The organism is Pelomonas aquatica, assembly GCF_026712205.1.
In the GTDB taxonomy this organism is placed as follows: Bacteria; Pseudomonadota; Gammaproteobacteria; order Burkholderiales; family Burkholderiaceae_C; genus Pelomonas; species Pelomonas aquatica.
Genome location: NZ_JAPPUW010000021.1, coordinates 1 through 14,333 on the forward strand (window position 1 = coordinate 1; position 14,333 = coordinate 14,333).

A 14,333-nucleotide genomic window follows, 5' to 3' on the forward strand; every position below is an offset into this window, starting at 1 on the left:
CATACGGGCCTTCGCGAGGCCAGCGCCGCAGGCAGTCACCATGGGGGCACGGAAGTCAGTTCCTACCCTCGGTCCACCTCCTCGTCGATGTCAACAAGCAGGAGGTTGCCCAATGAGCCTTTACGCCTGGATTCCGCTGCTGTGCGCGCTGGGCCTGGGCCTCGCAATCGCGCTGGTCGCGCATTCGTTGATCCGCGCCATCGACGACGTGCCCGACGAGGATCGCAGCTACCGCGACTCGCCGCCGCTGGCCTTCCGCCTGGGCTGGTGGCCCATCCGCTGGATCGCCTACTACCTGGGGCCGCAACTGAGCGTGCCGCTGCGCCAGCGCGTGCTGACGCGGCTGCGCCTGGCGGGCCTGGACTACGCCCTCGCACCCGAGCAGTTCGTGGCAGGCCAGTTGCTGAGCGCTGCGCTGGTGGGCTTGCTGACCGTCTGGCTGCTGGGCAGCTTCGGCCGCCCGCTCGGGCCCTGGCCGCTGGTGGCCGGGCTGTGCGGCTACCTCTTCCCGGCGATCTGGCTGCGCGACCTCGTGCAGCTGCGCCGCCGCGAGACGCTGAAGACCCTGCCCTTCATGCTGGACATCATCACGCTGTGCGTGGAGGCCGGCCTCAACCTGACCGGCGCCTTCAGCCAGGCCGTGGCCAAGGGGCCGGCGGGTCCGCTGCGGGACGAGTTTTCGCGCGTGCTGCGCGACGTGCGCGCCGGCCGGCCACGGCTGGACGCGCTGCGCACGCTGGCCGACCGCATGAACGAGCCGTCCATCACCAACTTCGTTTCCGCGCTGATCCAGGCGGAGCGCATGGGCATGAACCTCGGCCCCATCCTGCGCGCCCAGTCCGAGCAGCGCCGCAGCGAGCGCTTTGCGCGCGCCGAGAAGCTGGCCATGGAGGCGCCCGTGAAGCTGCTGTTCCCGCTGATCGCCTTCATCTTTCCCTGCACCTTCGTCGTCCTCGGTTTCCCGATCGCGATGAAGTTCATGCACATGGGCCTGTGAGGAACGAATGCACATCACCCCCACACCCGACACCCTGCTCGTGCACGAGGCCACGCGCTTTCGCACACGCCTGCTCGGCCTGCTCGCGCTGCCGCGCCTGCAGCCCGGCGAAGCCCTGGCCCTGCAGCCCTGCGGCAGCGTGCACACCTGCTTCATGCGCTACGCCATCGACGTGGTCTACCTCGACGCCGACGACACGGTGATCAAGGTCGTTCTCGCACTCGCGCCCTGGCGTTTCAGCGCCTGTCGAGGTGCGCGCACGACGCTGGAGCTGGCTGCCGGCGAGGCCACGCGCCTGCAGATCCACCCCGGCATGCACCTCGCATGGTGCAACCCGCACGCGCCCGGGGCCACCACCCGCCCGACTCATCCATGAACCCTTCCATGAACGCCTACCGACTCGTCCCCGTTCCCGCCATTGCCGCCCTTGCGCTGACGCTCGCCGCCTGCGGCGGCGGCAGCTCTGCCGATTCGGCCACGGCCACGCCCAGTGCGTCGAGCGATCCCTACGCCGGCACCGCCCATCTGAAAACACAGGAGACCTATCTGCACACCAACGGCAGCACGGGCATCGCCCGCGACGTCTTCCAGGTCAATGTCGATCAATGCAACGCCTTCCGCGACGCGCAATACAAGCTGCCGGCCGTGCAGCCACCCGAGGTGCTGATGGCCGGCCTGGACGTGAAGGTGGTGGAGCGCTACTACGACAACGGCCGCTCGGTCGAAACCACCGCCGGCTACGGTCTGACGCTGCCCGACATGCAGCGCTGGCTGGACGATCTCAAGGCCGCGCAAGGCAATGCTGCCGCCGTCACGCCGCCGGACTGCGCCGCCGCCAAGCGGCAGGACAGCGTCAGCGGCTGGCTGTGGCTGGACGGCGTGAAGTACGAGTTGCGCTACGACACCCGGCAGGCCATCGGCACGCGCGGCGGCAGCAGCTTCACGCGCAGCAACATCGCCACGAGCGCCGAGGTCGCGGCCTGGTCCAAGAAGCAGGTCATGGGCGAGACCTGCCTGGTCGCCAGCGGCCCCAACGTGCCGCCCAGCCTCACGTCAGGCTGCTTGTGGGACCGCTTCCCGGCGGCCCAGTACCTGAACTTGCCCTGGATGCTCGACGCGCCCCAGCCCGGCCTGAGCGAACGCAAGCTCATCGTCACGCTGGGGGTCGACAGCGGCAAGGCCACGCCGGCCGGCAAGCTCGACCTGCCCGCCGGCTTCACGGTGAAGGTCATCAACTGACGGAGCCACCATGCGCCGCCACCTCTGCCGACCGCGCCCAGGGCCGCAGCGCCAGCGCGGCGCCGGCCTGGTCGAGACCACGCTGGTCCTGCCGACCCTGCTGTTCCTGGTTCTCGGCCTGTGGCAGGCGGCGCTGGGCTATCACGCCAAGTCCAGCGTCAACTACGCGACCTTCGAGGCAGCGCGCGCGGGCTCCGTCGCCAACGCCAGCAGGGCCAAGATCATGTCGGGCTTCCAGCGCGCGATGCTGGGCTACTACGGCGGCGGCCGCACGGCGGCCGAGCTGGCCAGCACCGGCAAGAAGGTGCTGGAGGACATCACCGGCACGGTCGTGCGCATCGAGATCCTGTCGCCCACCCAGGAGAGCTTCGACGACTACAACAGCCCCGAGCTGCAGAAGGCACTGAAGACCGACGAGAAGGTCATCCCCAACACCGGCCTGGACGAACTGAGCTGCCCGCGCGACGTGCCCGGCTGCCAGAGCGACCCGAAGAAGAACGCCAGCGGCCAGAGCCTGCTCGACGCCAACCTGCTCAAGCTGCGCGTCACCTACGGCATCCCCGAGAAGAAGCAGTTGCCTCTCGTCGGCCGCTTCTACACCTGGGCGCTGGGCAAGCTCGGCGCCGGGGCGGACGACCCCTTCAAGCAGGCCCTGATCGACGCCCACCGCATCCCCGTCGTGTCGCATGTCGTCGTGCGCATGCAGTCCGACGCGATCCGCAATGCCGCCATGGTCAGCAACCCCGGCCCGGGCAACGACGGCAGGCCCGTCGACCCCGGCCCGCCCGCCAGCAGCCCCAGCCTGCCCACCTGCCCCTGGTGGGACCCGAGCTGCTCCATCTGCACCGATGGCTCCGACGTCGGCAAGTGCGAACCCAAGCCGCCGAGCTGCGGCGGCCATTGACGCCGGAACGGGCTCCACCCCATGAAAACGATGAACGCCGCTCGCTTCCCATCCGCCCTGAGGGACTTGTCGACCCGCTGCGGGCTTTTGCCGTGCATTGCCGCATTGCTCTGGACCGCGGTCGCATTGCAGCCCTCCGCCCAGGCGGCCGTGCTGCAGTCGCCATTGGCGAGCTGCCCGCCCAATATGAGCTGCGCGCCGGACCCCAAGCCGCCGATCTGCTCCATCCTGCCGAACGACCCGCGCTGCACGCCGGGAGGCGGTGGCGGTGGCCCCACCTGCACGGCGCCCGGCGGCGGCAGCCCGAACTGCGGCGGCTCGGGGCCGGCCAGCGTCGGCGGCGGGGGCAGTGGCGGTGTCTCGGTCGGCGGCGGCAACCCGATCAACCTGCTCAGCGGCAACAAATACCAGGAGGAGACCGACCTGCCGGCCCTGCCCGGCGTGCTCGGCCTGGAGCTCAAGCGCTACTACAACAGCGACGCCAGCTACCCCGGCTTGAGCGGCGCCAACTGGCGCACCAGTTACGAGACGGTGCTCTACGACCTGGGCTCGCAGCTGCAGATCGTGCAGGCCGATGGCCGCCGCATCACGCTGCAGCGCGGCGTGGGCGCCAACGCCAGGCTGTGCACCAGCACGCAGCTGCAGGACGGGCAGGTCCGCATCGAGCAGACCGGCCCCGAGGGCAGGGACCGCGTCTATCGCTGGCGCTGGGCCGACGGCCGCGTGCTGAGCTTCCGCGCGGTGGGGGCGACCACGGGCGGCTACCCGCTGCACGAGATTCGCGCCGCCAGTGGGGAGCACTTGCAGCTGCGCTACAGCCCGCTGGGCGACCTCATCGGCGTGACCGACCCGCAGGGCCGCAAGCTCGAATTCATCTACGCCAAGGCCGCGCCGGGCCAGCGCGCGCCGCTGCAGGCTGTGCTGACGCCGCTGGGCCGCATCGGCTACCAGCACGACGCCCAGGGTCGCCTCACTGCAGTGAGCCAATACGCGCCCGGCAAGGATGGCCAGCCGCAGGCCAGCGCCTACGTCACGCGGCTCTACCACTACGAGGCCCAGTACAACGGCGGCTACGGCTATCTGCTGACGGGCATCAGCGTGCAGGCGCCGGGGGAGAACAAAGGCAGCCCGCAGCGCCTGTCCACCTACGCCTACGACGCCCAGGGCCGCGCCATCCTGTCCACCAAGGGCCTGCCCGCTGAAGACGGCAAGGCCGATGCCCAGCACGGCATCGAGCAGGTTCGTGTCGACTACCTGCGCAAGCCAAGCCCCAACGAGGGCCGGCCGGACAAGAGCGGCGAGGTGCAGGTGTCGCCCGAGCGACTGGGCCTTGTCAGGCTGACCAACAGCCTCGGGCAGACGAGCGAACTCAAGACCGCCGTGATCGGCGGGCAGCTGCGGCTGATCGAGTTCACCGGTGCCGGCTGCTCGACCTGCGGGCCGAGCAACCGGCGCTATGCCTACGACGCCGAGGGGCGGCTGCTGCGCAGCATCGAGCTCGATGCGCGGGGACAACCCCTGCGGGCCGAGCTGTGGCGCTATGACGGCTGGCATCGTCAGGTCGAGATTGCGGAACAGCTCTATGCGGCTGGCAAGCCTCAGTCGCCGCAATGGCGCCAGCGCCTGGAGTACACAGACACGCGTTTCAAGGATGGCAGCCTCGCTCTCGGGATGCAGCCAACGCGGATTGAGCAGCCCAGCGTCGTCCCCGGCAAGTCTCGCGCGACCGAGGTCGACTACAACGAGTCTGGTCAGGTGCTGCGCATCACCGAGAAGGGCTGGAGCCTCGTCGATGCGCGAGGCGAGGAGCGGCCTACGCCCGTGGAGCGGTCGACCCACTACCGCTACACCCTGGTCGCCGGCAAGAGCGTGCTGACCGAGGTCGACGGCGCATTGCCTAACGGCCCCAAGGGAGACCCGAGCGATTCCGATATCACGCGCATCGTCTGGGACGCACGGGGCCGCACGCCGTTGCGCATGGAGATGCCTGCCGGCCTGCAGGCGCGATTCGAATACGGCCCCGATGGCCGCCTTGCCAGCCTGATCGGCCCCGATGGGGCCAAGACTCGCTATAGCTACGCCGCGGACGGCACCCTCGCGGCGCTTGACCGCGGCGGTGTAATCCAGCGCTTTGAGAACAACGGCTCGCTGCACCTCCGCAAGGTGGTCATGGCCGGCGGTCAGGCCCTGCAGTTCCAGATGGACCTGAGCGGCCGGGTGGCAGCGGTCTGGGACGGACCGAGCAACCGCATCGAGTTGCAACGGGATACCGAGGGTCAGTTGCTGCAGGCCCGCCTGCTCAACCCCGATGGCTCCATTGCGCAGACGAAGGCCTGGCAGTCGGACCGTCGCGACGGCAGCGCCAACGAGCGCCGCGACGAGCTCGCGGACGGCCTGCAGCAACTCATCGGCCAAAGCGAGAGCGGTGCCGAGGTGGCCCGTCCCGACATCTGGCGGGCACTCAGCCCCGCGCAGCAACGACTGGACGACATCCTCGCGGCCGGTCGTCTCGCGTCATCTCAGGGTTTCAGCGAGCAGGCCGATTCGGCCGGCCGCTACACGATCTACTGGCGAGACGACTTCGGCCTCCTGCGCCGCGCGGACAGCCCCACCACCGGCAGCACTCGCTACGACTACGACGCTGCCGGTCGCCTCATCGGCCAGCGCGACAACGTGGGCGACACAGCGCGCTACCAGCGCGATGCGGCGGGTCGCGTCATCGCCATTCAAGCCCGCGACGCCCAGGGCCAGTTGGACGAGGATGCCCACATCGAATGGGGCGCGAACAACAAGCCCAGCCGCATCCGCTCGCTGCACAGCGACGAGCGCTTCGCCTACGACCGTACCGGGCAATTGAGCGAACACAGCCAGACCGTCGACGGCCACAGCTGGACGCTGCGCTACACCTACGACGCAAACGGCCAGCTGATCGCCAAGCAGATGCCGGGAGGCCAGCAGCTGGCCTATCGCTACCGAGGCAGCCAGCATCCGCGCGCGGGCTTGCTGGAATCGGTCTGGCTCAAGGGCTGGGTGGACCGACCGCTGGTTCACGGACTGAACGACGAGGCCGACACCTTCGCCAATCGACGCTTCATGTTCGGCAATGGCCTGGGCAACGAACTGCGGCTCGACGACCAGGGCCGTGCGATCGAGGCAGGGTCACCAGAGGTCGGCCAGACCCGACTCAGTTACACCAGCGCCGACACGGAACCCGGCGTCGTCAGAACCCAACGCGGCACAAGCCTGGGGCAGGTTGCGAACAGCACCTCGCCTCCGCTCTGGCAAGGTCGCCTGTATGGCCAATGGGATCGCTGGCGCGGCTCGGACTCCGCTGCGCAGCCTGCCTCGTTTAGGTTGGCCGGCATCGCCACGCCGGGCCATGAACTCTTTGATGACCTGGGACGCCAGATCACCCGTGGCGAACTGCGCCTGAGTTACGACAGCCTGGGCCGTCTGGTCGAAGTACAGCGCGACGCGAAGGGTGAAGCGCTGCAACCCGTGGCCCGCTATCGCTACAACGTGTTCGGCCAGCGCATTGCCAAGGTCACGGTCCAGGCGGGCAGTCAGGTCAGCCGAACGACTTACTTTTTCCACGACGGCAGCCAACTTGTGGCCGAGGCCGACGCCGCTGGCGCTGTGCAACGCCAATACGTCTGGATCAACGACAAGCCCGTGGCGCTGCTGGAGACTGGGCAGGTCCTGTACATCCACACCGACCACCGCAATGCACCGCTTGCTTTGACCAATGCGGCACGTCAGGTGGTCTGGCAAGCGCAAGTCGCTGACTTCCTTGCCGCCTCTGTGGTGCAAGGTGCGTCGCTGGGCCGCGTCGAGTTCAACCTGAGAGGGTCTAACCAGTACCACGACCCCGAGACCGAGCTGCACTACAACACCCACCGCTACTACGACGCGCAGGCCGGACGCTACCTCACGCCTGACCCCATGGGCCTGGCCGTTGGGCCTGACCTATACGCCTTTGCGCTGAATCGGCCGCATTCGTTGCAGGACCCGTTGGGCCTGGCGCCAGCCGGCACGGACGTAAGCGGTTGGAGCTTTGGCGACAAGCTGGTCGAGGTTGTCAGCATCGCTCTGAAAGAAAAACTGCCCAGCGACCTGGCAGCCGCGCTAAGCGATCTGGTCAGCCCCAGCCATATCGCCACCACCGCGGCCATCTTCGCGCTCTGGGCCGGTTCGCATGCTTTGGGCATCGGGTTCGCGTTCGATGCCGTGATGCTGGGCGTCGCCTATTACACCCTGGGCAAGGCAGCGGCGGATCTCATCGTGGGTCTGATCGACACCACGATCGCCATCAACGCGGCGAAATGCAGCGGTGACCTGGATGCCGCGGCAGCCAAGCTGTCAAAGGCGCTTGGCAAGGGGACGGCAGCCTTCATCGAAGGTGCCGTGCTGAGAAAGGTCTTCTCCAAGACCGAAGGCGACCTCGGCGCCACAGCGATCGAGTCGCTCAAGAAAAGCGTCAACTACGCCAAGAGCAAGGTCGTCAACGCCGCTTCCTCAGCCGCCAAGCTGGGCTTCCGCTCCAGTTCATGGGCGGCCATCAGCAGCAACGCGGAGCGCGGTTTCGTCGGTGAAATCGACGCTTGGAGTTGGCTGATGAGTGGCAAGGCCAAACTGCAAGCGCTCTGCTGCAAAACCATTGATCCGAACAAGATCACCAATCAAGCAGAATACGATACAGCGCTTGCTGCCTACAAAGGCACAAAGGGGGTCGACGGCGCCTTTGAATCACAGCCCGGCTTTTTCAAACGGTTACTCGGCGGCAAAGATCAATACTATGTCATTGAATCCAAGGCGACCGGAGGAACATTCAGCCACACCAAGGCGGAACTCAACGGCCTACTGAACAAGACCAAGGCTGGCGATCAGCAGCTGAGCAACAATTGGCTGGGCATTGACAAGCCAGCGGACCCCAGCAGCAGACTCAATAGTTCGGTTGGAACATCTGCTGCGACTGAAATGCAAAAAGCCTTCAAGGAGGGCCGCCTGACCCGGGTTCTCGCCACGACCGATTCCAGCGGGACAAGGTATTGGGAGGTCAAGCCGGATCCAACCGACCCAAAGAAAGTGGCCGTTGGCGATGAGATTACCAGCCTATTCAAATAGATAAACTATGGCAATTTTATCTGCACTCAAGAGGATGTTTGGTGTTCAGCAACTGCCAACAATTCGGCTCGACATTGCTCCAAGAATTGGAGCCGACACCATTCACCACATTCGCGACAACCAGCGCCAGGCGAGCGCCTCAGGCGAATATCTTCAAAATCAGGCCGTCAAGGCCTTGAAATTCGCACGCGCCGAACTTGTCGATGATCGAAATAATGGTCATCGCCATGAAAATCGAATCAATGGAGAGGGCAACATTCCGGCCTATTGGCATATAGCCTATTCAGCAGGATTTCCAATTTCTGAACTGGCCTCGACGATCGATGAGTATCTGGAACAGTTGGAGCACTTCGACAAGGAGTTTTCTACCATCTGGCAGCCGGCGCGCCGCATCATTGAAGTTCAGTTCAAGCTGGAAGAGGCGCTAAAAGGCTTGGCCTGGCTCGTCGGTATGCGAGCTACACCGGCGCAACTGGCGCGTTATCTGGACTGCTGTGGCCCGCCAGGCCAAGACGCACTCTTTGACCGTATCGTCTGCCAACTGGGTTTTGCTCGTCCGATGGCCCGTCGTCTAAGGATGCCAATGGATCACCAGCATTTGATGGCTCTGATCGATGGCGCCGTAGCTGACCGCCCGAAGCTGGCTGTCAGGGCTTTGGAGAAATGGGCTCGGGCACTGGCGCGCAGCGGAGCGCCCAGCAAGCCGGGAGACCTTGGCTACGTCGGGCAGTGGGACCTGCCGCTAGCCCTGGTCGTTATGCTGTGGGACATTGACGACGTCGGGCTAAGCGACCACCCCCACTACCCCAGGGATCTGGTTGCGCACTTTCGGGCTTATGGTGGCCATGTCTTGCCGATAACCAGCGGAGAGCATCTCCCCGAGCCAGCGCCTGGCAAACGGATAAATCTCGATCAACGTCATGGCACAGACCTGGAACGCTGGCTGGCTTTGGCCAGCGATGGGGATGAAGTCGCCGTCGCCGCTGCGCTCAGTTCGCTGGACGAGACTGGCGCTCTTGAATCCAGCGCTGACTTGGCTTTCGGCGCGCTTGCAGAGCACGGGCAGGCGATCTGTGCAGACCTGAAGGACGACGAGACGCTTGAGGCGCAACTGCACGCGTTGATCGCTGCACGCGCGCCCGGAAGCGTCTTCGAAAGCGACGACATCGACGGCAATGGTGCCGCCCGCTGCGAGGCCGTGATGGTGCGCGCCCAAGCATGGATTCAGCGGTCTGCAGGCAACCTTCGCCTGCTGCAGTACAGCAGCGGCCAGGACGATTGGCGAGCGCTCCTGGTCCAGCGCAAGCATGTTGACGAGTTGGAGGCGCTGTCCCAGCAACTGCGGCTGGCTGGTCGCTTCACGTGAAGGAAGGTTCAGCCTAGCAAATCCAGGCCGGAAATCTCGCCGGAGCTACAGGCGCTGTGCAAGCGGTTCGATGGCACCCTGCCCTGCGCTGGCTGTTGCCGACGCAGGTGCTTGACGGCGTAACAGAAGCGAAGAGCAAGAGCGGATCCACTACCGCACGACGAATTGGAAGGCGTACAACGCTGGGCAGGATCGCACGGACTACCTCTACGACGCGCGGCCGCCGCGTGCTGAGCTGGCGCCACGGTAGCGGCGGGGCCGACACGCTGGCGCTTAGCCTCTACGACGACCGCCACCGCTTGGTGGCCGAGGCCGACGCCCGCGACCAGTTCACCCAGGCCTATGCGTCGATCGGCTACCGCGCCGTGACCCAGCTCGATCCGAGCCCTCGCGGTCGTTGGGCGCGCCTGCGGACCTGGCTGCTGGGCGCCCCCAGCCACGCCTTGTACACCGATGCCGCCGGTCGCGTGCAGCGCATGGTGGATGGCGAGCGCGTGCTGTGGTCGGCTGCCGACCCAGCCGCCACGGTGGCAGGCATCCACCAGCCGCTGCGCCATGTCGGCCAGGTGCAGGACGAGGACAGCGGCCTCATCTACCGCAGTGCTCGCTTCTTGGAGCCGGGTGCCGGCCGCTTCATCAGCCCCGACCCGGCAGGCATCGCCGATGCTGTCAACGCGACCGGTCCGGCCCATCTGCTTGACCTCTACGCCTTCGCCGCCGGTCAGCCCGATCAGTACTTCGACCCGGACGGCGCGGCCCGCATCCGCTACTTCGCCATCACCACCGAAGCCAAGGGCAAGGCCCTGGGCACCATGCAGGGCTACACCAAGGCCCGTTGGGCCTTCATCGTCGACCAGGTGGTGGCGCCGTCCGGCGTGGGCGGTGACGCCACGCTCAACAACCTGCAAAGCAAATACGCCAGCAGCCAGCAGAGCCTGCTGGTCGACGTTAACGGTGACTTCCTCAACGGCAAGTCGGCCGAGAGCTGGCTGGGCGAAGGTGGCGTGGCCGACCTGTTCAAGGACCATTACGGCGACCACCTCATCAGCGCTGCCGAGTTCACCGTGACGATGAACGATGCGAACGCCACACGCCTGATCGCAAACTACATCGACGCCGACCGCCCCGCGCTCTACCCCAACGGCTGTCCGGCCCGCAGCCTGATGTTGCCGCCGATCAACTTCGCGGCCGAGGAGCCACCGATCAACGTCACGTCGGCGACCTCGGGCGATGCCGACAAGCAGCGCATCCTGGCCTGCGGCGACGGGGCGGCCACCGACATCGACAAGCGCCGCGTGGCCAAGTACGAGGCAGCGTCCGAGATCAACGAAACTGCGCAGATCAACCGCGACTGCTCCACCAACGGCTGCCCCGGCATCGGCTACTACTGCGACGCCACCAAGTGCTATCCGCCGCGCGACCAGCTGAAGTTCGGCGCACCGAACACCACGGCCTACGTCGATGATTTCGGCCGTGACATTACCTATCCTGGACACCATATCGAAACTTACAAAGACGATGCTCAAGAAATCGCCAAACGCCAGATCATTGCCAAGAACAAGGGCATCCAGCATCATGGGCCCTGGGGCAGTCATTACGACAGCGAAATGCTGGGCGACTACACCGTCGAAGTCGCACGCCGCATCCCCGATGAAGTGCTGGCCGACATCCGCGCCCGCCGTGGCGCACTGCGGCTGAAGTTCCGCCTCAAGCCCGATGGCGTGCTGTTCGGCTGGGACATCGAGCGCGCAGACGGCGGTCTTTCGCGCTTCGACATGCCTGGCGGGGATTTCAATGCCGCACGCTACACCAAGGCCACGGGCTTGATACGAGGCTGGGAGATCAAGCCCGACGGCAGCCGCGTCGAGACAGAGCATTGACTCGTATCGGCATCATTTTCCTCCTTCGGCGGCCAGCCCACTCGCGCCGCAATCCCTTGCCCAACGGCAAGCCGCGCAGCCCAGCAGGCTGCGCGGACAAGGCCAGCCCATTCCCCGCCCGCACTATGCTGCGGCCCATCGCGACAAGCCACGCCGCCATGTCCCTCGCCACCGTCCACTCCCGCGCCCTCGACGGCCTTGCCGCTGCGCCGGTGACCGTGGAAGTGCATCTGGCCAACGGCCTGCCGTCGTTCACCGTCGTCGGCCTCGCGGATACCGAGGTCAAGGAGGCCCGCGAGCGCGTGCGCGCGGCGCTGCAGAACAGCGGCCTGGGCTTCCCTGCGAACAAGCGCATCACCGTGAACCTCGCGCCGGCCGATCTGCCCAAGGAGGGCGGCCGTTTCGACCTGCCGATGGCCCTGGGCCTGCTGGCGGCCAACGGGCAGATCGACGCGGCCAGGCTGGCGCGCTTCGAATGCGCCGGCGAACTGTCGCTGGCCGGCGAGCTGCGGCCCGTGCGCGGCGCGCTGGCGATGGCCCTGGCGCTGCGCCAGGCCGGCACGGACCGCGAGCTGCTGCTGCCCGAGGCCAGCGCCGCCGAGGCCGCACTGGTCGACGGCCTCGCGGTGCGGCAGGCCAGACACCTGCTCGATGTCGTCGCGGCGCTGCAGCCCGAAGGCGAAGGCCTGGCGCGCGCCGCGGCCCTGCCGCGCGAACGTCAGAGCGGCCTGCCCGACCTGGCCGACATCAAGGGCCAGGCCGGCCCGAAGCGCGCGCTGGAGATCGCCGCGGCCGGCTCGCACAGCCTGTTGATGGTCGGCCCGCCGGGCACCGGCAAGTCCATGCTGGCCCAGCGCCTGGCCGGCCTGCTGCCGGCGCTGGACGACGATGCGGCCCTGGAGTCCGCCGCCGTGCTCAGCCTGTCCGGCCAGTTCGACATCTCGCGCTGGGGGCAGAGGCCGCTGCGGGCGCCTCACCACTCGGCGTCGAGCGTGGCCCTGGTCGGCGGCGGATCACCGCCGCGACCGGGGGAGATCTCGCTGGCCCAGCACGGCGTGTTGTTCCTCGACGAAATTCCCGAATTTCCAAGGGCTGCGTTGGAGGCCTTGCGAGAGCCCTTGGAGACCGGCCGCATCCTGATCTCGAGGGCGGCCCGCCAGGCCGAGTTCCCCGCGCGCTTCCAGCTCGTTGCCGCGATGAACCCCTGCCCTTGCGGACATCTGGGCAACCCGCTGCGCGCCTGCCGCTGCACGCCCGACCAGGTGGCGCGCTACCAGGGCCGGCTCAGCGGGCCCTTCCTGGACCGGCTGGACCTGCTCGTCGAGGTGCCCGTCATCCCGCCGCGCGAGCTGCAGGACATGGCCCCGGGCGAGCCCAGCGCCGTCGTCGCCGAGCGCGTGGCCGCCGCGCGCGAGCGCGCACTGATGCGCCAGGGCGTGGCGAACGCGCAGCTGCCAGCCCAGGACCTGGCCGGGCACGCCGGACTGGAGCCGGCCGCCAAGTCCTTGCTGGAGCGCTCGGCCGAGCGCCTCGGCTGGTCGGCGCGAAGCTTCCACCGCGTGCTGCGCGTCGCGCGCACGATCGCGGACCTGGCCGGCGCGGCAGGCATCGGCAGCGGCCATGTGGCCGAGGCCATCCAGATGCGGCGCGGCCTGCCCGGCCAGGCGGGCTGAGCCGCCGGCCGGCGCCTACTGGCGCTGCAGCTGGCCGTCCTTCTCGCGCACCGTGTCGCCCGCCCTCAGATTCGGGTCGGCGCCCAGTTCCATGCGGCGCGTGCTGCCGTCCTTGTTGACGAGCTGCACGATCCAGACGGTCTGCTTCTTCATGTTCTTCTCGACCTCGTTGCCGGCATAGCCGCCGGCCACGGCACCGCCCACGGTCGCGATCTTCTTGCCCGTGCCGCCGCCGACCTGGTTGCCCAGCAGGCCGCCGAGCACGGCGCCGCCGACGACGCCCAGGCCGCTGCCCTTGCCCTTGTGGGTCTCGCTGTGCACGTCCTGCACCCAGGCGCAGCCGTCGCAGAGCTTGGCCAGTTGCCTCGCGGTCGGCAGGGGCACCGAAGCGGCCGGCTGCGGCGCCTGCTGGGCCTGCGCGGCGGCAAAAACGGCGGCCAGCGCCGCCGCGGGGATCATCTGCTTCATGGCGTCACCTCCTGGGTATGCGAACCCGGCCAGTGTGCGGCAGCCGGCGCCCGCGCGCCAGCGCCGCCGTCATGCCCGCCTTCAGACGCGGCTGAAGCCGCTCTCGGTCAGGCGCACCTCGTCGCCGACGCGCAGGCCCGGGTCGGCGCTGCGCTCGAAGCGGCGCGTGTGGCCGTCGCGCTCCTGCACCTGCACGACCCAGACCGAGTACCTCTTCTCGTTCTTCTCGATCTCGTTGCCGGCATAGCCGCCGGCGACGGCACCGCCCACGGTCGCGAGCTTCTTGCCATTGCCACCGCCCAGCATGTTGCCGAGCAGGCCACCGACGACGGCGCCGCCCACGGCACCCACGCCGCTGGCCTGGCCACGGCGGGTCTCGGTGTGCACATCGGTCACGCGGGCGCAGCCCTGGCAGAGCGCGGGCTGGCTGCCTTCTTCGGCGTGGCGGGCCTGCGGCGCGGCCTCGCGCGGCGCGGTGTTTCCGGCGGCGGCCAGGCGCTGGGGCTTGGCGGCCTCCTGCGCAACCACCGGCGGGGGGGCGTCGGCGCCGGGGCCTTGCGAGCGGCCCACCGCGTAGGCGCCGCCAAGCAGCGCCAGCACGACGGCGACGCCGGCGACGATCTGGGTGGACTTGAGCTGGGGGGCGGGCGACATGGGGGCTCCTTGAAATCTGTAGGCCTCC

Annotated in this window: 10 protein-coding genes; 8 read left to right on the forward strand and 2 right to left on the reverse strand. The window is 67.7% G+C overall.

Features of this window, described 5'->3' with window-relative positions; translation table 11 throughout:
- Positions 1-112 precede the first annotated feature (112 nt).
- The 8 genes from NYP07_RS19155 to NYP07_RS19190 all read left to right on the forward strand — a co-directional run bounded on the left by NYP07_RS19155 (position 113) and on the right by NYP07_RS19190 (position 13,183).
- On the forward strand, positions 113-997 hold the full coding sequence (locus NYP07_RS19155; RefSeq protein ID WP_268153329.1) for a type II secretion system F family protein: 885 nt from the start codon (positions 113-115) through the stop codon (positions 995-997).
- 7 nt (positions 998-1,004) lie between these two features.
- Positions 1,005-1,373, forward strand: a complete 369-nt coding sequence (locus NYP07_RS19160) for a DUF192 domain-containing protein (protein WP_268153330.1) — start codon at positions 1,005-1,007, stop codon at positions 1,371-1,373.
- Positions 1,374-1,381: 8 nt separating this feature from the next.
- Positions 1,382-2,236: a hypothetical protein gene (locus tag NYP07_RS19165; RefSeq protein ID WP_268153331.1), complete on the forward strand. Its 855-nt coding sequence runs from the start codon at positions 1,382-1,384 to the stop codon at positions 2,234-2,236.
- Positions 2,237-2,246: 10 nt separating this feature from the next.
- Complete coding sequence (locus NYP07_RS19170) at positions 2,247-3,140, forward strand: TadE/TadG family type IV pilus assembly protein (RefSeq protein ID WP_268153332.1); 894 nt, start codon at positions 2,247-2,249, stop codon at positions 3,138-3,140.
- Positions 3,141-3,161: 21 nt separating this feature from the next.
- A complete protein-coding gene (locus NYP07_RS19175) occupies positions 3,162-8,264 on the forward strand; it encodes a DUF6531 domain-containing protein (protein WP_268153333.1) in 5,103 nt (1,700 codons plus the stop codon).
- Positions 8,265-8,271: 7 nt separating this feature from the next.
- On the forward strand, positions 8,272-9,630 hold the full coding sequence (locus NYP07_RS19180; RefSeq protein WP_268153334.1) for a PoNe immunity protein domain-containing protein: 1,359 nt from the start codon (positions 8,272-8,274) through the stop codon (positions 9,628-9,630).
- Positions 9,631-9,857: 227 nt separating this feature from the next.
- On the forward strand, positions 9,858-11,510 hold the full coding sequence (locus tag NYP07_RS19185) for an RHS repeat-associated core domain-containing protein (protein WP_268153335.1): 1,653 nt from the start codon (positions 9,858-9,860) through the stop codon (positions 11,508-11,510).
- Positions 11,511-11,668: 158 nt separating this feature from the next.
- Positions 11,669-13,183 (forward strand): YifB family Mg chelatase-like AAA ATPase, encoded by a 1,515-nt coding sequence (locus NYP07_RS19190; RefSeq protein WP_268153336.1) that lies wholly within the window; start codon positions 11,669-11,671, stop codon positions 13,181-13,183.
- A 15-nt stretch (positions 13,184-13,198) separates the two neighbouring features.
- Here the strand turns inward: NYP07_RS19190 and NYP07_RS23980 are convergent, their stop codons facing one another.
- Both NYP07_RS23980 and NYP07_RS19200 read right to left on the reverse strand, forming a co-directional pair.
- The gene (locus NYP07_RS23980; protein WP_276597536.1) at positions 13,199-13,651 is read right to left on the reverse strand and encodes a glycine zipper 2TM domain-containing protein; all 453 of its coding nucleotides are present in this window, start codon (positions 13,649-13,651) and stop codon (positions 13,199-13,201) included.
- A gap of 81 nt (positions 13,652-13,732) precedes the next feature.
- The gene (locus NYP07_RS19200) at positions 13,733-14,305 is read right to left on the reverse strand and encodes a glycine zipper 2TM domain-containing protein (protein WP_268153337.1); all 573 of its coding nucleotides are present in this window, start codon (positions 14,303-14,305) and stop codon (positions 13,733-13,735) included.
- Positions 14,306-14,333 lie beyond the last annotated feature (28 nt).

Coding starts and splice junctions, on each gene's coding strand:
- NYP07_RS19165 (WP_268153331.1), top strand. CDS start 1,382: ATGAACGCCTACCGACTCGTCCCCGTTCCCGCCATTGCCGCCCTTGCG.
- NYP07_RS23980 (WP_276597536.1), bottom strand. CDS start 13,651: ATGAAGCAGATGATCCCCGCGGCGGCGCTGGCCGCCGTTTTTGCCGCC.
- NYP07_RS19170 (WP_268153332.1), top strand. CDS start 2,247: ATGCGCCGCCACCTCTGCCGACCGCGCCCAGGGCCGCAGCGCCAGCGC.
- NYP07_RS19155 (WP_268153329.1), top strand. CDS start 113: ATGAGCCTTTACGCCTGGATTCCGCTGCTGTGCGCGCTGGGCCTGGGC.
- NYP07_RS19175 (WP_268153333.1), top strand. CDS start 3,162: ATGAAAACGATGAACGCCGCTCGCTTCCCATCCGCCCTGAGGGACTTG.
- NYP07_RS19160 (WP_268153330.1), top strand. CDS start 1,005: ATGCACATCACCCCCACACCCGACACCCTGCTCGTGCACGAGGCCACG.
- NYP07_RS19190 (WP_268153336.1), top strand. CDS start 11,669: ATGTCCCTCGCCACCGTCCACTCCCGCGCCCTCGACGGCCTTGCCGCT.
- NYP07_RS19200 (WP_268153337.1), bottom strand. CDS start 14,305: ATGTCGCCCGCCCCCCAGCTCAAGTCCACCCAGATCGTCGCCGGCGTC.
- NYP07_RS19180 (WP_268153334.1), top strand. CDS start 8,272: ATGGCAATTTTATCTGCACTCAAGAGGATGTTTGGTGTTCAGCAACTG.